Genomic DNA, 22726 nt, shown 5'->3' on the forward strand with positions numbered 1-22726 from the left:
CGGCCCATCAGCTCCGCACGGAGATGCCCCAGTCGGCCTCCTGTGGTGTCGCGGAGCCGCTCCTGAGCCCCCTCAACCCCCACCGGCGACGGGCGCGCGACCGCGGTAGTGGCCACCGGCGGGCGACGCGGGCAAGCAGGCGGACAGCTCACCCGCCGCCGCCCGCGTCGACCCGATCGGCTGACCACTCGCTCCATGCCCTGAGCGGCTGTCGGCTACCTCCGAACGATGGCGGTGGCCACGGTACGGGCCCGCTCGGGGCGGTCCGGGTCGCCGTACCGGACCTCGGCGCGGGGGTGGGTCCTCAGGAACTCTGGATCGGCAATGACGACCTGGGACGGGCCGTCGACGGTGCGCTGCGGGATGTCGGTGTCGAGGAACCACCCGAATTCGCCGGCGGCCGGCGCGTAGAGGAAGAACGCCCCGCCGGAGTACTCCTGCCCGGCCAGATCGTCGTCGAGAACCAGCGCCCAATAGTGCACGGGGGTGCCGGCAGGCCACATCGTGCGCTGTTCGGCGTGCAGGCCGCTCAGCTCGATCCCCTCGAAGGGGTTGTCGGCCGGGGCGGTGGCCGTGGTGGCTCCGCGCGCCTGTACCGGTGCGTCGGCGCTCGGGGGTGTGACTGCCTGGGCGCCGGACGCGAGCGCCAGGCCCAGGGCCGCGGTCGTCATGGTCACTGCTACGGAGCGGAAGGCGGTTCGAGGCGACAAGCTTCAATCTCCGGTTCTGACAGTACGCGGAAGACGAGTCCGCGCGAGTGGCTGCTGCTGCGACGGTTTGATCATGTTGGCCGCTCGCGGGGCACGGCAATGGGCCCCAGCCGAATCCAGCCAAGTCGGCACGACCACTGCTCCCGCGGGGCCACCGGTGCGGTACGCGTACTCCTTGACACTCTCCATGGATGTGGCCGTCTGCGCGACGCGAGCGGGGGGAACGTGGCCGAACAGCAGTCCGAGCGCGGGTGCAGGTCGTTGCTGGTTGTATCGGCGTCAGGGCTGCGTAGCGGCACGGCCTTGTCGCTCAGTCGTGCCGCGGCTGGGCAGTTTCACCGGGGTGGGGTGGCCCGGGCAGGTGGCCGGCGGGGCCTCCTCGAACACGACCTCGGCCGCCCGGATCCGTACGGGAATCGCTGGGACTCGACCCAGTCAACCCGCGGTCGCGCCGCCGGCGATGATGTGTGGCACCGACCCACGCGGCTGATCTATCGACAACAGCCTGTTCACCCCCGTAGAGGTCGTCACGACGGTGGTGACGTCTTGAGTACCGGCGTGCAGGACTCGGAGGTGGTGCCGGCGGACCGGCTCGGGGCGCTGGCCAGGCTTCTGGGGGACGCGCACGTCAACGTACTCGTCCAGTACAGCGACCACACAGGCAACCTCGCCCTGCTCGTCGAGGACGCCGGTCTCCCCGCCCTCTGCCCTCCGCCCTCCGCCCTCCGCCATGTCGACGGGGTGAAATCTCGTCGATACGGTCTGCCGGGCCGCCTCGCGGGCAGGCACGCGTCCCCGTCTCAAATCCTTTTCCGGGTGTGCGCCGTAACGTATGGGCTGAACGGCGAGCCGGGGTGCAGGGCCGCAACACCAGACGGAAATGACGCACGGGTCACGACGGTTCGGCGGGTCGGGTCATTACAGTGCGCTGGTGATCACCGATCCAATCGTCCTTTCGGAAAGCAGCGGCCGCCGGAATGCCTCCTTCGGCCGTTCCAGTGCCCACCGAAGACTCGGCGCACGCCACTCGGCCGCGTGCTGGCCGACGCTGCTGTGCTCCGTGGTGACCTGCGGCGTGGGTTTCCAGCTATGGCACACCGCCAGCCTGGGCGGTTTCGACCTCGGGATCTTCGACCAGGGAATCCGCTCGTACGCCCACTTCGAACTGCCGCACTCCGCCATCAAGAATGTCCACCACGAGTTCCCGCCTACCTTTTCCCTCCTGGGGGACCATTTCTCACCGATTCTCGCTCTGCTGGCTCCCCTGTACTGGGTGTGGGATGACCCCCGGGTGCTGATGGTGGCTCAGGCCGCACTGTTCGCGACCGGGGTTCCTGTCGTCCGGCGGATCTCCCTGCGCTGTTTCGCCCACGCCAGACCGGCGGTGCGCGCCCGGGCCGCTCTGGTGACCACGCTTTCGTACGCGGTGGGCTGGCCGCTGCTGGTGGCGGCCCGCAACGGATTTCACGAGGTCGCCTTCGCGGTGCCGCTCACGCTTTTCCTGCTGGAGCGCGGTCTTGCCCGACGTTACGGCGCGGTGGCTGCCTGTGCTGTCCTTTTGTGTCTGACGAAGGAAGACCTCGGTGTCGTTGTGGGCGCCTATGGCGCCGTACTGCTCTGGCGCAGCCGACGTGGTGGCCGCAGCCGCGCCCGGCTGACGGGCGCGGCGCTCCTGGTGCTCGGACCAGCCATGACAGCGGTCACGATCGGCGTACTGATACCGGCCATGGGAGGGCTGCGGCATTACTACTGGAGTTACGGCGCACTCGGCGATTCCTTCGGCGCATTGATGCGGCGGGCGGTGACCGACCCGAGCGCGTATTTCACCGTCGCCTTCGGCACACCGGTGAAAGCCGGGCTGGTCCTGTGGCTCCTGTCGTCGCTGCTACTGCTTCCGCTCGGCGCGGCCACCACGCTGTGCGCCGTCCCGCTGGTCGCCGAACGCATTCTGTCCGACAACCCCAACCACTGGTCGCTGATCCACCACTATGACGCGTTCACCTGGCCGATCCTGCTGACCGCAGCGGTGGAAACCGCCGCGCGTCTTCACCGGGCAGCGCAGCGAAAAGGCGCCGGGCCGCGGCGAAGCGCTGCCGTGGGAGGAGTCCTCGTTGTCGGGATTGGTCTGGCGAGCGCTAGCTTCTTCGGCCTCATCACCCTATTCAGCCCGGACCATTGGAAGCCCTCCGCGGACGCCCGGAATCTCATCGAGGCGGCCGAACGCGTCCCGGACGGTGCGACGGTGGAGGCGGACAACAATGTGGCCGTACGACTGACGGCACGCACCCGTACCGTGATTCTCGACGCTTTTCCACGCGGCGCCGACTACGTTGTCCTGCAAACCGCGAAGGCCACCTTCCCGTTCACCACGACCGCGCAACTGGAGCAACGCCGCAGTGTGCTGCTCGCCCACGGGTACCGTTGCATCTGGGCCCACGGCGAAACGGTGCTGTTGCGGCGGACGAGTGGAAAGGCGATCGTTCCCGGCACCCGCATTCCCGGCCCGGACAGCACCCCCGTGAAAGACGTTCCGGACGCGGGCCTCGGCAGAAACCTGTTCACCGGATGACCAGCGTCCGAGATCTGACCCGTATCCGCCCTTCGGCCCCACGCGTCACCGATCGATCGCGCTCTCCCCTACGAGAGGTCCGGTCACGGCACCAGTTACCGCGATGGAGTCACCGTCCTCGCCGCGACGGCGCCACGAACACTGCCGATGCGTGAGTACGCAGCGCGGCAGTCCCCGTCAGGCAGGTCTGCTCAGCCATGCCGACGAGAACTCCCGCCGGCCATGCCCTCCTCGTTCCTCGGCCGGACTCGATCGACGAGCCTCGGCCCCACCGGAAGCGGCATGGCCAGAGCTGGTGAACGCCGAGCTTCGGGCTCCTTGGCGGCTGGGGTCGTCCACGGTCTCTCCTGCCTGGTTCGGCTTCGCCGGCTCCGGCTCCGGCTCCGGCTCCGGCTCACAGCATCCGGACGCATCGCGCCGTCGGCCCGCAGCCATGCCGGACCAACCCGGAAGTCCGGATCGGATGACGGGCCTGGCGCCTTCCCGGGCTGCTCGCCGCCATCGCTCCGGCCGGGACCCTGGTGGAGAGTCCCCCACGCTCGCGCACGACGGATCATCTGCCCACGACGGGACGGCCCCGGATTCGGCCCCCGGACTCAGCCCCGGACCCGGACTCGGCCTCGGCCTCGGACTCCATAGGAACAATCGTCCAAGACGCCGCAAGCATTAACGGTGACAGTGGACGCATGACTGACACCGCCATCCAGAACGCCTTTCAGGCACTCGCCAGCGGCGATCCTGACCAGATCTCCTCGGTGCTCACCGAGGACGCGGAATGGCTGTCGCCTCCGGGGAACGCCACCGCCGTCGCTCTCCAGACGCCCCCAGGCCCCATGGTGGGCAGGGCGGCGATCGTACGCTTCTTCGCCGAGGACTTTCCCCGCCTCTTCGCGCGTGACCTCGTTGTCACCCCCCGCCACCTCCACGCCGACAGCGAGTGGGGCGTCGTGGAGGCGACCGTCGCGGCAACACTCGCCAACGGCAATCACTACGTCAACGACTTCTGCTTCGTCTTGGAACTCCAAGGCGGGCTGATACACCGGGTCCGCGAGTACACGGACACGGCCCGTGGGCACCGCATGGTCTTCGGCGATGTTCCGCAGTAGGGCTTGTGGCGGGCCGGGGTGCCGGAGGCGCTTCGCTGCCTGCCTGCGGCAGCGTCAGGCGCTGACGGCGCGGTCATGGTTATGACCGCGCCGCGCCCATGGGCCGTGGAGCCGGCTGACCCGGTGGCGAGAGGGCACCACGTATTCGATGACGTCCTTGTCGTGGTCTTCATAGGCCAACCGCAGCCAATTCATGAACATGAGGATGAGCGTGCACGCGCCGTCCAACAGCTCCTTGGCTCCCTTGGGGCCCAGGGACGCGGTGAACTGGTCGGTCAGCGCCTGTTCTTCCGGATCGGTCTCGGTCCTGCCGGCGTAGATGCCTTTGAGCCGTGAGTCGATCATCATGAGCGCCGCACCCACATCGCGGCCGATGAGGTGAGGCTTGGCGAATCCGAAGAAGGTCTTCCCGTGGAGCGACGACGGTCAGGCAGTGGCCCCCGGGGCGGCTGCCGTTTCCGTCGCACCGGGGTCCGGTCGCGGCGCGAGTCGCGGCGTCAGATCCAGCCGGGCCGCCACCGCCGGTGTGGCGATGCCGGGCAGGCAGAACGTCAGAAACGTGCGCATCTGCTGCTCCGCCGTACCGGGCGTACGGTGGCCGGCCATTCCGGCCCACGCGCTCACCGTCAGCTCGGCGACGGAATCGGGCTGCACGTGCGCCTGGAGCTCGCCCTGTCGCTCGGCGACGCGCAGCGGGCGGGCCACCGTCGCCCGCCACGTCGGCCAGGGCGATGTCCAGCCGTCCTGCCCCTCGGCCAGCGCGGCCACGTACAGAGCCGCCCGCGCCTTCGGGTCGGTGTCGATGCGACGGGCCAGCAGCAGGGCGAGATCGCTCCACTGCTGAAGAGCCGGCCCGGGACTCGGGGACATGCCTTCCAGGAGGTCGAGGTCGAGCAGGCTGCGGGCGATGCCCTCCTTGCTGCGGAAGTGGAAGTACACCGCCCCTGCCGCCACGCCGGCCCGGGCGGTGATCTGCGAGATCGACGCCCCGCCGTACCCACGCTCGTTGATCAGCTCGGCGGCCGCGGTGAGGATGCTGTGCCGTGTGATGACTGCCCGGTCCTGCACGATGCCCCCTTGGTGTCAGGCGCCCACCTTAGTTGCAACAGGAACATACTCCGGTCGTGGACCGCCGACGCGTACGACTCTCTCCGAGGCGGCATGACGTCTGCGCAGGGGGAAACGGAACAAGGAGCCTGACAGGCACAACCGTTGCCATCAGCGCGAGTTCAGCAAGTCAGACGAGCGGCGAAGAGACAACCAGCCCCAAAGGGAGGAGCATCAGGACGACCGAGAGCACTCCGAGGAACGTCAGCACGATACCGCGCACGGCGAGCCGCCTGTCACGATCCTTTCTGGCCCGGGTGGCTGACAGGGGGTCGTAGGTCACGTCCACCCACGGGCCAGTAGAGCAAGATCACGGCCATGAGTGTCCCGACCCCGGCCTCGGCACCCCGGCCCACGGACACCGAGAAGAACGCGAGGTACGGCACGATCGCCAGGCCGATCTTCGCGCCCGCGGGGACTCTCGGCAGGCGGCGCCCCGCGTCCTCCCTCACCACCTGCGTCGGCCCCTGCCCCGGGGACGGCAGCCGCGTCAACGCCGTACGCAGCCGCTGGACGAAAGCGTCGGCTGCGGTGGCATTACGGGTCGCGAGCGTGAAGGCGTCCCCCTGAGCGGCATCGCCGGACAACTCCAGCCGGACGCGCCCTCCCCCGTACTCGACGCGGCTGATGGCCGCCAACGGCACCGTCCAGGAGGTGCGGCCACGCACCACTCGCACCACGTACGCCTCCAGCCGGAAGACGACGCCTCGTCCCCGCAGCACCACTTCCGGTATTCGCTCCACGGCCAAGATCATGAATGGCGGTGAGGTCAGAGATCAGGGGGCTGAGGCGGAGGTTGGGGCTGGGGCTGGGGTCAGGGTTTGTAGGTAGGTGCCGAAGCCGTGGGGGGCTCGGGGGGTGGTACGGCCGGAGGTGAGGACCGGGCAGTGGTCAGTTCTGAGGATGCGGGCGCCGGTGCGTTGCAGTGCGGTGGCCAGGGCGTGGTCCTCGCTGTGGGTGAGCGGCGGGAAGCCGTGGGCTCGGTGGTAGGCGCGGGCTGCAACGCCCAGGTTGGCACCGTGTACGTGCGGGTGGGCCCAGGTGTGGTCGCGTTCGGGGCGTCCGGCGAAGTAGCGGGTGTGGTGGTGCTGGGCGGCGGTGGTACTGAGGGTGGAGTGCGGGGCGACCCGTATGGTGCCCAGTACGCAGTCCCAGCCGGCGGTGGCCTGTTCAATCTGATGGGTCAGCCAGGTGGCGGGGACGAGGGTGTCGGCGTCGGTCGTGGCTATCCAGGCCCGGTCGGCGGCGGGTCCCAGGAGATCGAGGCCGTGTGCGACGGCGGCGGCCCGGGCGGCGCCGACGTTGCGCCGTGCGAGCTGGACGACGTGGGCGCCGTACCGGCGGGCGAGGGTTGCGGTGTCGTCGAAGCAGGCGTCGGCGGCGACCACGGTGACCACCGGCAGGTTCTGTGCGAGCAGTCGGTGGTGGTGGGTGGCTGTGTGCAGGGCGCGGAGGGTTGAGGGCAGGGTGGCTGCTTCGTTGTGGGCGGGGACGGCGACAACGATGGCGGTGGGAAGCAGGGGCGGGTGGTTCACACCAGCCCCTCGGCTGCTGCGGGGGTGGGGGTGGTGGTGCCGTCGGGCAGGCGTCGGGTGAAGGTCTGCAGGACGAAGTCGGCGTCGTCGAGCCGGGCTCCGGGGGCGAGTTCGGGTACGGCGCCGAGCAGGGGGGCGAGCTGGGCTCCCGTACGCAGATGGTCTTCGACGGGGTGGTTCCAGTGCACGGTGACCAGGGTTGCGCCGGGTTGGAGGCTGTCGACGGTGCGTTGGAGGACTGTGTGCAGGGTGGCGTCGTCGAAGTAGTACAGCAGTTCCGACAGGACGATGAGGTCGAAGGTGCCCTCGGGCCACTGGTCCGGAATCGCCATGGGGCGCACCTGGACGTGCGGTTGGTCGTGGTTGCGGGCAGCGGCCGCGCGGACGGCTTCCGGTACCCGGTCGGTGGCCAGGACCTCGTCGCACCGTTCGGCCAGGAGCCGGGTCAGGACGCCGACGGAGCAGCCCGGTTCGAAGGCCCGGCGGTAGCGGCGGCGGGGCAGCGCGGCGACGGTCAGGGCGTACTTGCGCTGCTCGTACCACCGGTTGGCCAGGTGCCAGGGGTCGGCGGCGTGGGCGTACATGGTGGCGAAGTAGGACGGGGGTGTGGCCTGGCTGGTGCTCATGTGAAGACCGTCTCGAAGGGGCGCGTGTGGTGGGCGAGTTCGGCGGGCGGCAGGATCACGGTGTTGGAGTCGGTGACAGGGGTGGGGGTAGGGGCGGGGCCCGTGTCGGGGGCGGGGCCCGTGTCAGGACCGGGGTCTCGACCGGGGCCAGGGGCCCGACCGGAGCGAGGGTTGAGACCGGATCGTCCGGGACCGGAGCCAGGACCGGGACCAGGCCCAAGATCCGGACCAGGACCCGAACCAGTCCCGGGCCCGCCCCCAGGCCCGGTCCCACCCCCGAGCGGAGATATCTGACTGCGGAACCGACGGATCGCTGCCTGCTTGCGGGCCTGTGCCCAGGCGGGCAGGGGCAGGCGGCGGGCCATGGACCACGGCACCCGGGGGTCGCCGGGTGCGGCCCAATGCCACATCCATACCGGGTAGTGCCAGCAGGGGGTGCCGGTCTGCCGGGCCGCGGCCGCCGCGGCCCGGCCGGCTGCCTCGTGGTCCGCGTGCAGGTCGCCCGTGAACGGTGCGACGCACAGGCGGGCGCCGGTCTGCCTCAGCAGCGTGCCGAGTTGCCGTACGAGCTGCCTCTCGTAGGCACCGACGTCCGTGTCGGGGATGTGCAGCCGGTACGTATGGTGCTCGCGTGGGGCGAGGACACCGAGGGCGCGTTCGAGTTCGGCTGCGCGCATGGCGGCGATCCGGTCCGCGGGCAGGTGCGGGTGCGAGCCCTCCCCATCGGTGATGGTCACGAGGTGGATCGCGCCGGTGAGCTGCGCCATCGTGCCACCGAAGCCGAGGACCTCGTCGTCGGGGTGGGCGGCGACCACCACGACGGGCCCGGACGGCGGCCGTACGACGGGCAGTTGGGCCAGCTCTTCCCAGGCGGCCCAGTGCTCTTCCGGGGTGCCTGGCGCGTCGATGGCGGCGGCGGCCGTCTCGCGGTCGAAAATCTCGGTCATCGCTGCGGCCCGGCTTCCTGCGCCACCAGGGACCCGAGTTCGGCGAGGTTGCGGTCGGCGTGGTGCTGGCGGATGTAGACCGTCAGGTCGGCGGCGTTACGGGCATGGCGCGGGTCGTGGCACAGGGGCCCCGCGCCGGTCGCCCGCCCGACCCGGTCCAGGACGTCGTGGCAGGCGCGCTCGGCGATCGCCCGGACGCGCAGGCTGCGCAGCCGGGCGGTCCCCGAGGTGTCCAGCGGATCGGCGTCGATGGCTTGGGCCGCCTGTTGCAGGACACTGTGCGCCGCGTACAGCGCCACGTCCACCGCACCCAGGTGTGCGGCGGTCAGCGGGTCCGGGGTGTGGGCGGCGTTCTGGAGGGTGTCGGCGACGGCCCGGGCCCCGCCGAGCCAGCAAGCGGCGACGCCGATGCCGCCGTGTTGGAAACCCGGCCGGTCCAGGTAGGCCCCGACGGCGCCGACGGGCCGGGCCGGCACCGCCGTGAAGCGCACGTCGGGGGTGTCGCTGCCGGCCATGCCGATGGCCTGCCAGGTTCCCTCCATCGGTGCGTAACCGGGGTGGTCGGTGCGTACGGCGAACAGCCGGCGCCCGTGGGACGTGTCGGCGGTGACCAGGCCGTGGGTGCACGAGTGTGCGCCGGAGCAGTACGCCTTGTGCCCGTCCAGCAGCCACTGGTCGCCCTCCTGACGTGCCTGGAGGCCGGTGCCTGGCGGCTGCGCGGCCCATACGCCCCAGTACTCGCCCGGGCCGGGTGCGGGCGCGCCGAGTTCCCGCAGGATGGCCGTGGCGTCGGCGTGCCCTTCCGCCAGGCGGGCCAGGGACAGGTCGGTGCGGCCGAGCGCGTACAGGGCGGCGAAGCGCTCTTGGGTACGTCCCGCTCCCGGCAGGGGCAGGTCGTGGGCTTCGGTGTCGACCCAGGTGCGGAACCGGTTCGCCACCACCCTTCGCACCTCTTCGGCGTCCGGGACGAGTCTGGTTGCCTCTCCTGCGGTTCCTACAGTCACTTCTGGTCTTACCTTTCGCGCGGCGGTGCCGGCCCGGCTGTCGCCTCCCGGGGAGGGGTGCGGATTCGCACCGTGTGGTCGGTCCGGCTCGATCCCGAATACCCCGCGAAGGGTCTCTTATACGGTGCGGCCGCTCGGGCCCCTTCCGCATCAGGGGACGCCGGGGGCGCTGAGGGCATCGGGGACGCTCTTCCGGGGGCCGGCGGGCCGACCGCCCCCCACACGCCAGGCCCCGGGAAGCAGACACGCAGAAGGCCCCCACGCAGAGCTCCGTTCTGCGTGGCGGCCTTCGGGTGGGCGGTCAGCGGCTGGTGGGATCAGTGGCCGGTGGGATCAGTGGCCGGTGAATTCAGTGGCTGGAGAGTTCGCCGCTGAGTTTGCCGTGGAGGTGGGCGCTCGGGTCGTTCAGGCCGGTGATCTCGACGGTCTTGCCGCGCTTTTGGTACTTGGTTTCGATGGCGTCGAGGGCGGCGACCGAGGACGCGTCCCAGATGTGGGCCGCGGACAGGTCGATGACGACGCGGTCGGGGTCGGTGGCGTAGTGGAACTGGCCGACGAGGTCGTTGGAGGAGGCGAAGAAGAGTTCCCCGGTGACCGTGTAGACGACCGTGCTGTCGTCGGGGCCGGGGGTGGGGGTGACTTCGGCCAGGTGGGCGACGCGCTTGGCGAAGATGACCATGGCGGTGAGGGAGCCGACGACGACGCCGATGGCGAGGTTGTGGGTGGCGACCACGGCCGCGACGGTGATGAGCATGACGGCGATCTCGCCGGCGGGCATCCGCTTGAGGGTCTTGGGCGCGATGGAGTGCCAGTCGAACGTCGCGAACGACACCATCACCATGACGGCGACCAGGGCGGCCATGGGGATGTCGGAGACGATCGGGCCGAAGACGATGCACAGCACCATCAGGAACGATCCGGCCAGGAACGTGGACAGGCGGGTGCGGGCGCCGGAGACCTTCACGTTGATCATCGTTTGACCGATCATGGCGCAGCCGCCCATGCCGCCGAAGAAGCCGGTGACGATGTTGGCGATGCCCTGGCCGATCGATTCACGGGTCTTGGAGGAGCGGGTGTCGGTGATGTCGTCGACGAGTTTCGCGGTCATCAGCGACTCCATCAGGCCGACCAGCGCCATGGCCAGGGCGTACGGGGCGATGGTGGCCAGGGTGTCCGTCGTGAAGGGTACGTCGGGCAGGCCGGGCACCGGCAGGGAGGACGGCAGATCGCCCTTGTCGCCGACGGTCGGCACCGCGATCCCGGCGGCCACGGTGATGGCGGTGAGGACGACGATGGACACCAGCGGGGCCGGGATCATCTTGGTGGCCTTGGGGAAGAACACCAGGAGCGCGAGCCCGCCGATGATCAGCGGGTAGACGGCCCAGGGCACGTCGTGCATCTCGGAAATCTGCGTCGTGAAGATCAGGATGGCCAGGGCGTTGACGAAGCCGACCATCACCGAGCGCGGGACGAACCGCATCAGCTTGGCCACCCCGAGCGCGCCCAGGATCACCTGGAAGACACCGGCCAGGATCACCGCGGCGACCAGGTAACCCAGGCCGTGTTCGCGGTTGAGCGGTGCGATCACGAGGGCGACGGCACCGGTCGCCGCAGAGATCATCGCCCGGCGCCCGCCGACGACCGAGATGGTCACGGCCATGGTGAAGGAGGCGAACAGGCCGATCGCCGGGTCGACCCCGGCGATGATCGAGAACGAGAGCGCCTCGGGGATCAGGGCCAGGGCCACGACCAGGCCGCCCAGGATCTCGGTGCGCCAGACCTTCGGGTCGGACAGCCAGTCGGGCTTCAGGCCGCGCAGGCGCGTGGCCGGGGAGGGGGTGGAGGCGGCGGAGGACAAGGGCAAGGAACCTGTCGTGCTCGGGCACGCCCTGCGGGGCAGGCCGGGCGTGCGGGAGGACACGGGGGCCGGTCGGCACCCCGCGGGCGGCCCTGTATACGGGGGCCGGAAGTTCGGGCAGGGGCGGAGCCGGGACCGCTACGCAGTGCCGGCCCGGGCCCCGGGGTGAAGCGTCACGGCGGGCAGGCGGCAGCGCGGGGCATCACTGGCATGCGCACGCTCGCTCTCCTGGGCAGGCTACGGTCCTCGCCGGGGGCGTGGTCGGTCCCGACACGGCTGACGGTCACGGAAGATCCGTACCGCACCACGGAGCGGGCGGGACGGCGGGAAGCCGATGCCGATATCCCCCTACTCTACCCTGACGTTAGGGTAGAGATCGGCGTCGGCCGCTGAGGGGTTCGACGACGCAGAGAGGACGGGCGCCCGCGTGAGCAGCGAGCACATGCAGATCGGCGAGGTCGCCGCGCGGACCGGGCTGTCCCTGCGCACCATCCGGCACTACGACCAGGCAGGCCTGGTCACCCCCTCGGCCCGGTCCCAGGGTGGCTTTCGCCTGTACACCGAGGGCGATGTCGCCCGGCTGACGGTCATCCGCCGGATGAAACCGCTCGGCTTCACACTGGACCAGATGCGGGACCTCCTGGAGGCCACCGACCGCCTCGACGCCGGCGAGGTACTGACGGCCTCCGAACGGGAAGCCTTGACGGAACGGATCCGCGGATACGAGCAGGAGGCGGCCGAGCAGGTGGAGAAGCTCCGCGCCCAACTGGCGCGAGCCGAGGAATTCGCCGCCACGCTTCGCGAGCGCCTCTCCCCTGCCCCCAGCCCGTGACGGCCGCGCGGCCCATGCGCGGGATGCCTGTCGGCTGAGCGCCATCCGCCAAGCCGACCGCACCGCCGCCCCCGCCGTGCCCCGCTACGGCCCGCCGCTGACGGTCGCGGCCGCACCATCACCCGCCGGTCGCCGGTCGCCGACCGGTACGAGCCGACGTCCGTACGCTCTCGGCGGCCGCCCCCGCAGACGTACGGCTCACCAGCAGACCGGAAGGGTGAGCGGCGACTTCGCCGGGGAGTCGTCGTCCCAGGTGGGGCTGTGCCCTTCGGCCAGGCGCAGGTGCGGGAAGCGGTCCAGCAGCGCCTCCAGGCCCACGGTCAGCTCCGCCCGCGCCAGGTGGGCGCCGATGCAGTTGTGCGCGCCCCGGCCGAACACGATGTGCGGGTTCGGCCGCCGGCACAGGTCGAGTTGTTCGGGCGCGTCGAACACGGTCTCGTCGCGGTTGGCGGAGGCCAGTGCCGGCAGGACCGCGTCCCCCGCCCGGATCATCTGCCCGCCCAGTTCGATGTCCTCGGTGGCCTGTAGTACCACGACTCCGTTCATCACCGGTACGTAGCGCAGGAACTCCTCCACCGCTCCGGGCAGCAGACTCCGGTCGTCACGCAGCCGGGCGTACCGGCCCGGCTCGGTCAGCAGCGCCACGATGGCGTCGGACAGGAACATGGTCGTCGTCCGGTAACCGGCTACGAGCATCGACAGGCCGAAGCTCAGTACGCTCTCTTCGTCCAGCTCCCCCCGATCACACCTGCGGACCAGGTCACTGAGGATGTCGGCGGCGGGCAACCGCCGCTTGCGGGCGATCAGCGACCGTACGTAGTCCCGCAGCAGCGGCGTGACCCGCCGCGCCTCCTCCACGGTGAGCAGCGCTCCCAAGGCCGCGTCCGCCAGGGGCAGGTAGTACTCGCGGTCCTCGTACGGGATGCCCACCGATTCGCACACCACCAGGAGCGGAAACGGTTCGGTGTACCCGGCGATGAGGTCGCCCGGCCGGTCGCCGTCGGCGAACGCGTCCAGCAGCCGTTCGGCACTTCTGCGGATCCGTGGGCGGCGACGGCGTACGGAGCGGGCGTTGAACGCTTCGGACAGGGCCCTGCGCAGCGCCGTGTGCCGGGGGCCTTCCATCTCCATCATGGTGATCAGTTCCGGGCCGTCCGGCCTTTCCTGTTCGGGCCGGAAGGACCAGCCGTCGACGCTCGGCCTGGTCAGCCGCGCATCCCCGATCACCGCCCGCACGTCGTCGTAGCGGGTCACGAACCAACTGGGCGCGGCCTCGTCCCGAAGTCGCGCCACAGGACATTCCCGGCGCAGCCGGACGTACTCCGTGGGCGGTCCCATGGTCCCCGGCGGCGGCAGGGGCAGTTCGATCGGCGGTGGCGCCTCTTGAGGCGGCAGCGAGGCCGGGTCCTCGGACGGTTGCGGCATGTTCACACCAGACCCCACCTCTCCCGGACTTCCCCGTGACGTCACCCGGGCCGTCGCCCCGAGCCCCGGACCGGTCCCCCGAGCCGTGACCGCACCTCCGCGCAACGCCCGCCCTTGATGGACATGTCCCCTTTGCCACGGCAATCCACACGCAGTTGCACAAACGGTCCGAGCGCGAGCATTCCGTCAGTTTGCAGTGGGCTGGGTGCACCATGGCGGCCCGGGTTCGCCGGACTCGGCTCCGGTTCCGGCCAGCCCCTGAGCCGTACCGGGTCCTGCCGCCGTCACCGCTGCGCGGTGGGCCGGACCACGATCGCGTTGACGCCGACCTGATCCGGCTGGGTGATGGCGCAGGCGGCTGGAATCCGCCAACGGCCCCTGCCCCGGGCCCTGTTGCCGACCCCGGATCCGGCCCTGTTGCGCCCGAAGTGCTCGCGGCGGCAGAGCGCGGCCGCGTGGGCAAGGCCCGCCCCCAGGGAGGGCGGGCCCGCGCGTCAGGGCGTGCGGATGCGTTGGCCGTCCGGTCCGGCGGTGACCTGGTAGTCGTTCCACAGGGGCCAGCCCAGTTCGCTGTAGGGCCGGGGCTCACGCTGGCCGCGCACCTTCATGAAGTCCAGGCCCCCCACCATCCCGCCTGTCGCCCGCCCCTGCCCGTCACACACGAGCCGGCACAGGCCGTCGCAGTGGAACGGGGTGTCCACCGGCGTGACGATCACGCCTCCCGGGCGGACCTGGCGCAGCCAGGCCTGGGGGATCTCGCGGACGGCGGCGGTGGACAGGATGCCGTCGTAGGGCGCCTCGGGCTCATGGCCTCGCTCTCCGTCCGTGAGGACGACGGTCGGTGTGAGCCCGAGTTGGGCCAGCTTTCTCTCGGCCCGCTCGGCGAGGACCGGGTCGATCTCGGCCGTGACGAGGTTCGCCGCGCCGATGCGGTGGGCGAGCAGCGCGGCGTTGTAACCGCTGCCCGTTCCGATCTCCAGGATCCTGTCCTGCGGCCGGGGGTCGAGGTGGTGCAACATGCTGACCACGGCGGCGGGGCAGGAGAGCGAACTGGTGAAGTCGCCGCAGTCGGTCGGTCCGTCCTCGGGCCGGATCGCCCCGAAGGCGATCTGGGTGATGAGCGGGGACAGCGGCCGGTAGATCCGCTTGAGCCACGCGGTGGGCCGCTCGGTGCGGTCCAGCACGGGGAAGCGGCCGTCCCGCCGCGCGGTGGACCAGTAGCGATCGGGGACGAAGTGCTCGCGCGGGACGTCGAGAAAGGCCTGCCTCAGCCACGGACGGCCGTGGAAGTAGCCCGGCCCGTAGGTGTCGATCGTCGCCGCGCACTGCCGACGCAGCTCGGCCGCGTCCGGCCGCCGTGGTGGGGTTTCGGGTTCAGCGCTGGTCTGCGTCGTCATCGTCGCCGCTTTCGTTGTCGTCCTGCGGCACGGGGTTGCCCGGATCGCCGGGGCTGGAGAACGGACCGCCGACCTGGCCGTCACTTTCCTGACGGTGTTCCATGGCACCTCTTTCATACGGGGAGGGTCGGTCCCCAGTTTCCCCGCAAACGCTCTTCGGGAACCGGGGCCCGCGTACGGAAGTGAGAGGCGTTTCCCGGCGGTTGCGCAGTCTTCCCAGGTGACCGAGCGGGCCGGGTGCTCGTCTCCGGTGTTCTGGAGCAGCGCGCGCAACCGTTCGAGTTGAATGGCCTGCCGGGCCCGTTGCAGGATGGGGACGAAGAGACGGGGGATCAGGTGACCATTGCGGCTTTCGGCCTCTTCGCCGTCGCCTCCCTCGTTCTCGCCCTGGCCGCGGTCACCGGCTACCGGGGTCGGGTCTGCGACCGCCGGCGCGGTTACCCCGTCCCCGCCGACGTCAGTGCCGACCCGGCGCTGCGCTCGAAGGCCAACGGCCTGGTCGCGTTCTGGTGCGCCGGGGCCGCGATCATGAGCCTCGCGCCGCTCCACCCCCTCTTCCGGGAGATCCGGAACCCCGCCGCCGACGGGCTCTCCACCCCGGGGCTGCTGGCCCTGGCCGTGTACGCGTTGCTGGTCGGCTGCATCGCGGGGTACCCCTTCGAGAAGATCAAGCACCTCGCCGGGGACTCGGTACGCCACTGAGCACGCGGCGCCTCCGTACGGGTAAATCGGCCAGGCCCCTCGGTCCACTCGGCCGCCCCTCGGTCCGCGGCGCCGCCGGATCCGCGGACCGCGCGCCAGCCAGTCCCCGGACAGCCGCGCCGTACCGGCCCCAGGAGGGCGCCATCGGCGCAGTCATCCGTATCGGGGATGCTTGACCACTCCCCACGGGCAGGTACCGGACCCGGTCCGACCAGCGGCGATGCGCGCCACGCCGATTCGGTTCCGTGACGAGCGTCACGATGATTCCTCGTCATCCGTGTCGACCGAACACCGCCTGCGGGGCGTATGCCAGGTGAAGCGAGAAAAGATCCGGGAGTGGCTGTTGACCGTCGAGGAGTTCGAAGAGTTCTACGCCCAGACGGTCACGCGGCTCACGGGACAGCTTTACGTGATGCTCGGCGACCTGCACGAGGCGCAGGACGTGGTGCAGGAGGCGTTCGTCAGGGGCTGGAGCCGGCGTCGGCAGCTCGATCGAAGCGGGCAGCCGGAGGCGTGGATCCGCACGGTCGCCTGGCGGCTGGCGGTCAGCCGGTGGCGGTGGCGGCGCCGCAGCGCCGACGCATGGCAGCGCAGCGGCGCCCCACCCCATGTCGAGGGGCCTGGGCCGGCGCAGGTCGCGCTGGTCGGGGCGCTGCGTGAACTGCCTGCCCAACAGCGCCGCACCCTCACCCTGCACTACCTGTGCGACCTGTCCGTCGAACAGATCACAGGCGAGACGGGGCTGTCGGCGAGCACTGTCAAGACCCATCTGAGCCGTGGCCGCAAGGCGCTCGCTGACCGTCTGCACGACCCGCGTATCGAGGAGGCGCCCGGTGTCTGAGCCCCAGGACCCGCTGCGGTCCCTGTTCCAGCGAGCGGCCGACGCCGGACGGGACGGCGTCGTGAACGCACCGGCCGCCGAGATCACCGCGCGGGGGCGGCGGGCGCGCCGGCGACGCGTCACCGCGCTGGTGACGGTGGCGTGCCTGGCCCTCGGTGGTGGCGCCGCCGCCACGGCCACGCTGCTCTCCCGTACGCCGGCCTCCGTGGGCCCGGCCGGCACGCCCCCGCCCGACCGGCGGCCCGCCCCGGACCGGTTGCCGTCCCCCGTACCCACCGCTTCCCGCTCCACCCCGCCCGCCACGCCGGAGTCCACGGTCGACACCTCTCCCCCGCCCTCGGACGCCTCGCAGGGAACGGCCACCGAACCGCCGTCCTCGACGGGCTCGCCCCCGTGACCCGACCCGCTCCGTAGCCCAGCTCACCTCCGCACCCCGGCGGACCGCGACCGGGCGGTCCGGCCTGCCTGCCTGTCCATACTCCATGGAGCCCGAGATGCCCCCTTCATCCGTTGATACGTGCGAGCACTCCGACCTTCCGGTGACGTCCCGGCGCGTTCCGCGCCTCCCGGGGCCCGCCGAGCGGAACAGCCGTGCGCGCTGGGGCATACGCGGCCGGGCGCTCCGGCGCCTCAGCCCGGTGGACCGGGACGTCCTGTGGCTGTATCTGTCGACACGCACCGGCATCTGGCTCACGGCCTACTGCGCCCGGTGGCTGTTCCCCGCCGATCCCGCCACCCATGACCCGGGCTCGCCTCTCGCACCGTTCCAGCGCTGGGACTGGGACCACTTCCTGCACATCGCCCAGCAGGGTTACTTCCCCGGTCGGGCCGGGCCGTGGCAGCCCGGCTGGGACAACCGGGAAGCCTTCTTCCCCGGCTTTCCCCTCGTGCTGCGCGCGGTCCACTTCCTCGTACCGGACTGGGCGCTGGCCGGGCTGTCGATCTCCCTGGTCTCCGGAGCCGTCGCCGTGCTGGCGCTGGCCCGCATCACCCGGCACTACCTGTACGACGCGGAGGCGGGGCGGCGCACCGTCCTGTTCTTCCTGCTCTCCCCGTGCGCCGTCTTCCTGGCCGTCGGCTACACCGAGGCTCTCTTCCTGGCCCTGGCGCTGCCCGCCTGGCTCGCGGCCCAGCGCCACAACTGGCCGCCGGCCATGACGCTGACCGCCGCGGCCACCGCCGTACGGATCAGCGGCCTCTTCCTCGCCGCGGCCCTTGCCGTCCACTTCCTGCTCACCCTGCGCGGCACCCGCGACCTGCGCCCGCTGCCCTGGCTGGCGCTGCCCGCGCTGCCCCCCGTCCTCTACGGCTGGTATCTCCAGGCCCACACCGGCGACTGGATGGCGTGGAAACACGCCCAGGAACGCGGCTGGTACCGCACCTTCCACACGCCCTGGGAAGCCTGGATCCACACCTGGAACAACGCGTTCGACCAGGCCCAGAGCACCAACTACGCGTTCATGTTCCAGGCCGAGCTCGCGACCATGCTCATCGGCGTGGCACTGCTCGTCGTCCTGGCGCGCAAACGCCGTTGGCCCGAGTCCGTCTACGTCGCCCTCAGCCTGTGTGCCCTGGGCACCTCGTACTGGTACGTCTCCATCCCCCGCGCCGCCCTCCTGTGGTGGCCCCTGTGGATCGCCCTGGCCGCCTGGAGCCTGCGCAGCCCCCGGTTCAAGACCGCGTACCTCTGTCTGACCGCCCCCCTGAGCACGGTGTTCGCGCTGACCTTCCTCACGGGACGCTGGGCGGGGTGACCGCAACCCCTTCGCCGGCCGCTTCCTTGCCGCCCTGGCAGGCGACAAGAACCGGCCGTTCGGCCGACATCCGACAGGCCGGGCTCACCGCCGCCCTCACGCGCCGTCCGTCGGCTCCAGTGCGGTGAACGCCCAGTCCGCCCAGATCCGTCGTGAGGTCTCCTCCGGGTACGGCACCGTGACGGAGTCCGCGGTCAATACGCGGGTCAGCCGGGTCTCGGGCCGGTACGGGGCCCAGCCGGGAGAGCCCGTCGCGGCGAAGGCCGTCCAGGACGCCATCATCGTCTCCGAGAGGACCCTGGCCTCGGCGGGAGGCTCCTTGCCCAGGAGCAGTTCCGCGATATGCCCGCCGAAGGCGCCGAAGACCAGCGGGACGTCGAGCCCGTGGCAGGCACCGAGCGCGCCGCCCATCACCGGGCTTTCCCAGGCCAGTTCGTACAGATACGCGGTGCCGCCGCCGACGGCGTGGGCCTCGGCCAGGTGGTGGCTGGGCATACGGAACAGCCAGTCGGACAGCACCAGGTCCTGTAGCCCGGTGGGATCCACGGCCGGATGGCCCGCTCGGTAGGCGCGCGCTCCGGCGGTATCGGGCGCGCACCACCGGAGGGTGGCGGCGGCTTCGCCCTCGGTGACCTTTCCGCGCCGTCCGGAGAGCGCGGTGAACACGCGGCACTCGTCCCGGGTGTGCCCCACGACGAGATCGATGCCCGCGCCCTGTCCGGCGCGCAGCGCCTCCCAGGGAGTGCGCGGCAGTACGTCGCCGTCGACCACGGGCGCGAACGGCATCCGGGCCCGGGCCGCCCGGCCCCACCGCCTGCCGTGGTCCGCCATCGTGTTCATCACGGAGTCCGCCGCGTCCCGCAGGGCGTCGGGCGTCACCGGTGCGAGACCGGCGCGCGTCGGGGCCGCTCCCAGTTCGGCGGCGACGGCCGTACCGATGTCGGTGGCCAGCGGCATGCTGAAGAAGGGGCCCGGCATGCTCTGGGCCACGGCCCGCTGGAAGAGGCCGGCCGCGCGGGGCATCGTCATCAGCGCGGCCACCGCTCCGGCGCCCGCGGACTCGCCGAAGACGGTCACCTGGTCCGGATCGCCGCCGAAGGCCGCGATGTTCTCCCGTACCCACTCCAGCGCGGCGATCTGGTCCAGCAGGGCCCGGTTGGGCGGCGCGCCCGCGAACTGCCCGTAGCCTTCCGCGCCCACACGGTGGTTGAACGTCACGACGACGGTGTCCCGTCGCGCCAGGGCCGTACCGTCGTAACCGGGCCCATCGACCGATCCGACCATGTACATGCCGCCGTGGAGCCAGACCATGACCACCAGCCCCGCCGCGCCGGGATCGGGGCTGAAGACGTTGACGGTCAGCCAGTCGTCTTCGCCCCGCACGCTCTGCCGCCCGAGGCCGTAGCCGAGCGTGCGGGACTGCGGTGGCGCGGGCCCGAAAGCGTCGGCCTCGCGCACACCATCCCAGGGCACCGCGGGCACCGGCGCCGCCAGGTGCAGGTCACCGACGGGCGGTCGGGCGTACGGGATGCCCCGGAAGACGGCCACCCCGTCCTGCCACCGGCCCCGGACGGCGCCGGAGACGGTGCGGACCTCGGGCGCTCGGGTGGAGTGGGTCATGTGGCCTCCTTGAGGGGCATCTTCGCGCTTGACCGGCATCCGTAACCACCGGGCACACACGGCGCGTTCGGCGAACGTCACCAAAAAAACTCGGCAGACGGCACCGAGCGGCCACGCGCCAGGGAGAACGAGCCGGCTCGCGAACGGCTGCGCTCAGCCGCCTGCGCTCGGTCCTGATGCAGCTCGTTGCGGCCGGGGCCGCCGTAGGAGCCGAAGCCGAACGGCCCACCGCCACCGTCGAGGCGGTCGTCACCGTCGTCGCCGTGGAACATGGGGGACGCGGGCCCCTTCTGCGCCGTGGTGGATGAACAACGGCGGACCGGGCAGTGGCCGGGGCATGGCCAGGGCCGCGGGGGTGCGGATCCCGTGGGAACCTCGCGGACGCGCCACCTGTCGGCACGTTGCGGGGCCGACAGCGGGCGGCGGTCTCACGGATGCGGGCACGGCGCTCTTCGGCGATGGCGGCCGACACCCGTACGTGGGTGGTCGCGAACGTCCGTCCACCGCGCGACCCGGGCATGCCGCTCGTGCGCGGATTCTACCGACCGAGAATTCACGCACGCAGAAGCACGTACCATTCTTCATGTATCGGTTGACGTGTATGAGCCGAAGGGCGAGCCTGGAGCGGAGGCTGGTGAGCCGACAAGGAAGAGGAAGGCCATGCCGGAGCCTGCGCGCCGCACACCCCCCTTCACCGAGCTGGACGCCGAACGCGCCACAGACCGCATCACCGCGGTGTCGCCGGCACCCGAACCCTGCCTGCTGGCCCTCGAAGTGACCGCGGACGGCGAGCGTACGCGCGTCACGGTGCTGGGAGAACTCGACCTGGAAACCGGCCGGCACATCGAGCCGGGCCTGCACGCGGCCCTCGGCGCCTCCTTCCACGGCCTCGACCTGCATCTCGGTGCCGTGCGCTTCTGCGACTGCGCCGGACTGGGCGCGCTGCTGCGCCTGCGCACCCGGGCGCTGAAGCAGAACAAGACCGTCACCATCCGCACCAGCAACCACGCCATCGACCGGCTCCTGGACCTGACCGGCACCCGGGGCCTGTTCGACGGCCCCGCCCCGAACGACCGCCCGGCAGCACCCTTCCCTGCCGGGACGCACGAAGAGGACGACCAGGATCTGCGCACCGAAGTGGCCCAACTGCGCCGCGCCATGCAGACCCGCCCGGTCATCGACCTGGCCCGCGGCATCCTCATGTCCACCTTCAACCTGAGCCCCGAGGCAGCCTGGAACGTCCTGGTCGCCGCGTCCCAGAACACCAACACCAAACTGCACCGCCTCGCCCAGAGCCTGGTCGACAGCCTCCAGGGGACAGCGCTTCCCGAGGCGACACAGAACGAGCTGCTGACCGCGGTCACCTCGGTCGACACCGCCCCGCCGACCGAACCGGGAACACCGCCGCGACGGCGGCGCGGCACCGTACCCGGACAGCGCTGCGCCCCGCCGGACGCATAGCGGCGTCACGAATCGATCCGGATCACTGCGACCCGTACACGCGGTGCCGGATCATCACGATGAACGGGATCGAGGTGGAGGCGATTCTCTTCGGTCACCAACTCGCCGGTCACTGCCCGGACATGGCCGTCAAGCAGCAACTGGCACGCACCCGTTACATCGAGGCGCAGCAGCAGAAGGCGGTCAACTGGCTGCTGCCGGGGGTCTCGTCGGTGCTGGAGACGACGATCGCCTACGAGCAGGTGGCCGTGGGTGGCACGGATGGAGCCGGACCCCTATCTGCGACAGGCGTACCAGTTCGGTGCCCTGGAGGACTTCGATCATCTGTACCGGTACGCGAACCTGTACGAGGTGATCGAGCGCCGTAAAGCGGAGTCGGTCGTCGACGGGCTGACCGAGGTGATGCCGGGCCGGCCCACCCCGCTGCACCACCGCCACCCGGTGGACAACGTGCGCGAGCCGTACGACAAGGCCAAGACCGACCCGCTGTCGAAGCTGCACGCGCTGACGGTCGCGTCGGCCGAGCAGCAGACGATGAACTTCTACATGAACACCGGCCCCACGTACAGGGAGCCGATCGCCCGCCGGCTCTACCAGGAGGTCGGGCCGATCGAGGAGGAGCACGTCACCCACTACGAATCGCTGGTCGACCCGGGTGAGACGCGGTGGGAACAACTGGTCACCTCTTCGACCAGGTCGAACGGAGCCAGGGCGGCGCCCGCCGGAGGGCGTTCCGGCAACTGGTGCGGATGCTGGCGGTGCACGGGACGGCCGAGGAGATGGTCGTGCACCCGTACATGAAGCGGGTGGCGGACGGCGGTGACGAACTCGTCACCGATCGGCTCGGCGAGGAGAAGACAGCCAAGCAGGCCCTCTCCGTCCGGAAGGTCTGGGCCCGGAGGACGCAACGTTCCTGCCCCGGTTGCTCGCCCTGCGCGCGGACGTGCCGGCGCACGCCCGCGCGGAGGAGCGCTACGAGTTCTCCCTGCTGCGCCGCCTGACCGTCCCGGACCGGATCACCTCGATGGCCAAGGCCGTCAAGGCCGCCGAATCCGCCGCACCCGCCCACCCCCACCCCGGCATGGAGTCCGCCACCAAGAACGCCGTCCCGGGCCCGATGGCCGCCGTCGCCGACCCCACCCGCGACGCCGTCCGCAAGGCCCTGGGCAAAGACCAGGACTCCTGGTGCGCGTGAGCCTGTGCGCCGGGGCGCGCACACCCGTCGACGCGGA

General features: G+C 71.1%; 24 protein-coding genes and 2 pseudogenes. 11 read left to right on the top strand and 15 right to left on the bottom strand.

Going from position 1 to position 22726, the window contains the following annotated elements:
- Positions 1-215 precede the first annotated feature (215 nt).
- Complete coding sequence (locus ACH4EB_RS23130; protein ID WP_398349450.1) at positions 216-671, bottom strand: hypothetical protein; 456 nt, start codon at positions 669-671, stop codon at positions 216-218.
- Between the two features lie 474 nt (positions 672-1145).
- A complete protein-coding gene (locus tag ACH4EB_RS23135; protein ID WP_398349451.1) occupies positions 1146-1442 on the bottom strand; it encodes a hypothetical protein in 297 nt (98 codons plus the stop codon).
- Between the two features lie 199 nt (positions 1443-1641).
- On the opposite strand from ACH4EB_RS23135, the gene ACH4EB_RS23140 reads away from it, so the two are divergent.
- Both ACH4EB_RS23140 and ACH4EB_RS23145 read left to right on the top strand, forming a co-directional pair.
- Positions 1642-3279: a DUF2079 domain-containing protein gene (locus tag ACH4EB_RS23140; RefSeq protein ID WP_398349452.1), complete on the top strand. Its 1638-nt coding sequence runs from the start codon at positions 1642-1644 to the stop codon at positions 3277-3279.
- Between the two features lie 686 nt (positions 3280-3965).
- A complete protein-coding gene (locus ACH4EB_RS23145; RefSeq protein WP_398349453.1) occupies positions 3966-4385 on the top strand; it encodes a nuclear transport factor 2 family protein in 420 nt (139 codons plus the stop codon).
- 129 nt (positions 4386-4514) lie between these two features.
- On the opposite strand, the pseudogene ACH4EB_RS23150 reads toward ACH4EB_RS23145, so the two are convergent.
- The 8 genes and pseudogenes from ACH4EB_RS23150 to ACH4EB_RS23185 form a co-directional block, all read right to left on the bottom strand.
- Positions 4515-4733: pseudogene (locus tag ACH4EB_RS23150) on the bottom strand (hypothetical protein); the annotation flags it as partial.
- A gap of 78 nt (positions 4734-4811) precedes the next feature.
- The gene (locus tag ACH4EB_RS23155; protein ID WP_398349454.1) at positions 4812-5453 is read right to left on the bottom strand and encodes a TetR family transcriptional regulator; all 642 of its coding nucleotides are present in this window, start codon (positions 5451-5453) and stop codon (positions 4812-4814) included.
- A 275-nt stretch (positions 5454-5728) separates the two neighbouring features.
- Entirely contained in the window at positions 5729-6235 is a 507-nt protein-coding gene (locus tag ACH4EB_RS23160) for a hypothetical protein (RefSeq protein WP_398349455.1), read from the bottom strand.
- Between the two features lie 33 nt (positions 6236-6268).
- Positions 6269-7027 (bottom strand): glycosyltransferase, encoded by a 759-nt coding sequence (locus ACH4EB_RS23165; RefSeq protein ID WP_398349456.1) that lies wholly within the window; start codon positions 7025-7027, stop codon positions 6269-6271.
- Complete coding sequence (locus ACH4EB_RS23170) at positions 7024-7653, bottom strand: class I SAM-dependent methyltransferase (RefSeq protein WP_398349457.1); 630 nt, start codon at positions 7651-7653, stop codon at positions 7024-7026. Before ACH4EB_RS23170 ends, ACH4EB_RS23165 begins: the two co-directional genes overlap by 4 nt.
- Entirely contained in the window at positions 7650-8600 is a 951-nt protein-coding gene (locus ACH4EB_RS23175) for a PIG-L deacetylase family protein (protein WP_398349458.1), read from the bottom strand. The genes ACH4EB_RS23170 and ACH4EB_RS23175 overlap by 4 nt, the downstream gene beginning before the upstream one ends.
- Positions 8597-9604: an acyl-CoA dehydrogenase gene (locus tag ACH4EB_RS23180; protein ID WP_398349459.1), complete on the bottom strand. Its 1008-nt coding sequence runs from the start codon at positions 9602-9604 to the stop codon at positions 8597-8599. Before ACH4EB_RS23180 ends, ACH4EB_RS23175 begins: the two co-directional genes overlap by 4 nt.
- Positions 9605-9953: 349 nt before the next feature.
- Complete coding sequence (locus ACH4EB_RS23185; protein ID WP_398349544.1) at positions 9954-11462, bottom strand: SulP family inorganic anion transporter; 1509 nt, start codon at positions 11460-11462, stop codon at positions 9954-9956.
- Positions 11463-11889: 427 nt separating this feature from the next.
- Here ACH4EB_RS23185 and ACH4EB_RS23190 point away from each other — a divergent pair, with 427 nt between their 5' ends.
- Complete coding sequence (locus tag ACH4EB_RS23190) at positions 11890-12294, top strand: MerR family transcriptional regulator (protein WP_398349460.1); 405 nt, start codon at positions 11890-11892, stop codon at positions 12292-12294.
- 198 nt (positions 12295-12492) lie between these two features.
- On the opposite strand, the gene ACH4EB_RS23195 is transcribed toward ACH4EB_RS23190, so the two are convergent.
- The 3 genes from ACH4EB_RS23195 to ACH4EB_RS23205 form a co-directional block, all read right to left on the bottom strand.
- A complete protein-coding gene (locus ACH4EB_RS23195) occupies positions 12493-13719 on the bottom strand; it encodes a cytochrome P450 (protein WP_398349545.1) in 1227 nt (408 codons plus the stop codon).
- A gap of 494 nt (positions 13720-14213) precedes the next feature.
- The gene (locus ACH4EB_RS23200; protein ID WP_398349461.1) at positions 14214-15116 is read right to left on the bottom strand and encodes a methyltransferase domain-containing protein; all 903 of its coding nucleotides are present in this window, start codon (positions 15114-15116) and stop codon (positions 14214-14216) included.
- Positions 15094-15219, bottom strand: coding sequence for a hypothetical protein (locus ACH4EB_RS23205; protein WP_398349462.1), 126 nt, complete (start codon positions 15217-15219; stop codon positions 15094-15096). Before ACH4EB_RS23205 ends, ACH4EB_RS23200 begins: the two co-directional genes overlap by 23 nt.
- Positions 15220-15452: 233 nt before the next feature.
- Here ACH4EB_RS23205 and ACH4EB_RS23210 point away from each other — a divergent pair, with 233 nt between their 5' ends.
- From ACH4EB_RS23210 to ACH4EB_RS23225, 4 genes are all read left to right on the top strand, one after another.
- The gene (locus ACH4EB_RS23210; RefSeq protein ID WP_398349463.1) at positions 15453-15818 is read left to right on the top strand and encodes a hypothetical protein; all 366 of its coding nucleotides are present in this window, start codon (positions 15453-15455) and stop codon (positions 15816-15818) included.
- A 343-nt stretch (positions 15819-16161) separates the two neighbouring features.
- Positions 16162-16659: a SigE family RNA polymerase sigma factor gene (locus tag ACH4EB_RS23215; protein WP_398349546.1), complete on the top strand. Its 498-nt coding sequence runs from the start codon at positions 16162-16164 to the stop codon at positions 16657-16659.
- On the top strand, positions 16652-17056 hold the full coding sequence (locus ACH4EB_RS23220; protein ID WP_398349464.1) for a hypothetical protein: 405 nt from the start codon (positions 16652-16654) through the stop codon (positions 17054-17056). Before ACH4EB_RS23215 ends, ACH4EB_RS23220 begins: the two co-directional genes overlap by 8 nt.
- 97 nt (positions 17057-17153) lie before the next feature.
- Positions 17154-18413 carry a mannosyltransferase family protein gene (locus ACH4EB_RS23225; RefSeq protein ID WP_398349465.1) on the top strand — a complete coding sequence of 420 codons (1260 nt, stop codon included), beginning with the start codon at positions 17154-17156 and terminating at the stop codon, positions 18411-18413.
- 96 nt (positions 18414-18509) lie between these two features.
- Here ACH4EB_RS23225 and ACH4EB_RS23230 read toward each other — a convergent pair whose 3' ends face one another.
- Complete coding sequence (locus ACH4EB_RS23230; protein ID WP_398349466.1) at positions 18510-20033, bottom strand: carboxylesterase/lipase family protein; 1524 nt, start codon at positions 20031-20033, stop codon at positions 18510-18512.
- A 77-nt stretch (positions 20034-20110) separates the two neighbouring features.
- Positions 20111-20305, bottom strand: coding sequence for a hypothetical protein (locus tag ACH4EB_RS23235; RefSeq protein WP_398349467.1), 195 nt, complete (start codon positions 20303-20305; stop codon positions 20111-20113).
- A gap of 388 nt (positions 20306-20693) precedes the next feature.
- Here ACH4EB_RS23235 and ACH4EB_RS23240 point away from each other — a divergent pair, with 388 nt between their 5' ends.
- The 4 genes and pseudogenes from ACH4EB_RS23240 to ACH4EB_RS23255 all read left to right on the top strand — a co-directional run bounded on the left by ACH4EB_RS23240 (position 20694) and on the right by ACH4EB_RS23255 (position 22689).
- Positions 20694-21494, top strand: coding sequence for an ANTAR domain-containing protein (locus tag ACH4EB_RS23240; protein ID WP_398349468.1), 801 nt, complete (start codon positions 20694-20696; stop codon positions 21492-21494).
- A gap of 11 nt (positions 21495-21505) precedes the next feature.
- Positions 21506-22175: pseudogene (locus tag ACH4EB_RS23245) on the top strand (hypothetical protein); the annotation flags it as partial.
- Between the two features lie 68 nt (positions 22176-22243).
- Positions 22244-22495 (top strand): hypothetical protein, encoded by a 252-nt coding sequence (locus ACH4EB_RS23250; protein WP_398349469.1) that lies wholly within the window; start codon positions 22244-22246, stop codon positions 22493-22495.
- On the top strand, positions 22417-22689 hold the full coding sequence (locus ACH4EB_RS23255; RefSeq protein ID WP_398349470.1) for a hypothetical protein: 273 nt from the start codon (positions 22417-22419) through the stop codon (positions 22687-22689). The genes ACH4EB_RS23250 and ACH4EB_RS23255 overlap by 79 nt, the downstream gene beginning before the upstream one ends.
- Positions 22690-22726: the final 37 nt, after the last annotated feature.

This window comes from Streptomyces sp. NPDC018045, from assembly GCF_044327445.1.
Classification (GTDB): Bacteria; Actinomycetota; Actinomycetes; order Streptomycetales; family Streptomycetaceae; genus Streptomyces.

Coding starts and splice junctions, on each gene's coding strand:
- ACH4EB_RS23130 (WP_398349450.1), bottom strand. CDS start 671: ATGACGACCGCGGCCCTGGGCCTGGCGCTCGCGTCCGGCGCCCAGGCA.
- ACH4EB_RS23135 (WP_398349451.1), bottom strand. CDS start 1,442: ATGGCGGAGGGCGGAGGGCGGAGGGCAGAGGGCGGGGAGACCGGCGTC.
- ACH4EB_RS23145 (WP_398349453.1), top strand. CDS start 3,966: ATGACTGACACCGCCATCCAGAACGCCTTTCAGGCACTCGCCAGCGGC.
- ACH4EB_RS23170 (WP_398349457.1), bottom strand. CDS start 7,653: ATGAGCACCAGCCAGGCCACACCCCCGTCCTACTTCGCCACCATGTAC.
- ACH4EB_RS23175 (WP_398349458.1), bottom strand. CDS start 8,600: ATGACCGAGATTTTCGACCGCGAGACGGCCGCCGCCGCCATCGACGCG.
- ACH4EB_RS23195 (WP_398349545.1), bottom strand. CDS start 13,719: ATGCCGCAACCGTCCGAGGACCCGGCCTCGCTGCCGCCTCAAGAGGCG.
- ACH4EB_RS23200 (WP_398349461.1), bottom strand. CDS start 15,116: ATGACGACGCAGACCAGCGCTGAACCCGAAACCCCACCACGGCGGCCG.
- ACH4EB_RS23205 (WP_398349462.1), bottom strand. CDS start 15,219: ATGGAACACCGTCAGGAAAGTGACGGCCAGGTCGGCGGTCCGTTCTCC.
- ACH4EB_RS23225 (WP_398349465.1), top strand. CDS start 17,154: ATGCCCCCTTCATCCGTTGATACGTGCGAGCACTCCGACCTTCCGGTG.
- ACH4EB_RS23230 (WP_398349466.1), bottom strand. CDS start 20,033: ATGACCCACTCCACCCGAGCGCCCGAGGTCCGCACCGTCTCCGGCGCC.
- ACH4EB_RS23235 (WP_398349467.1), bottom strand. CDS start 20,305: ATGTTCCACGGCGACGACGGTGACGACCGCCTCGACGGTGGCGGTGGG.
- ACH4EB_RS23240 (WP_398349468.1), top strand. CDS start 20,694: ATGCCGGAGCCTGCGCGCCGCACACCCCCCTTCACCGAGCTGGACGCC.
- ACH4EB_RS23250 (WP_398349469.1), top strand. CDS start 22,244: ATGCTGGCGGTGCACGGGACGGCCGAGGAGATGGTCGTGCACCCGTAC.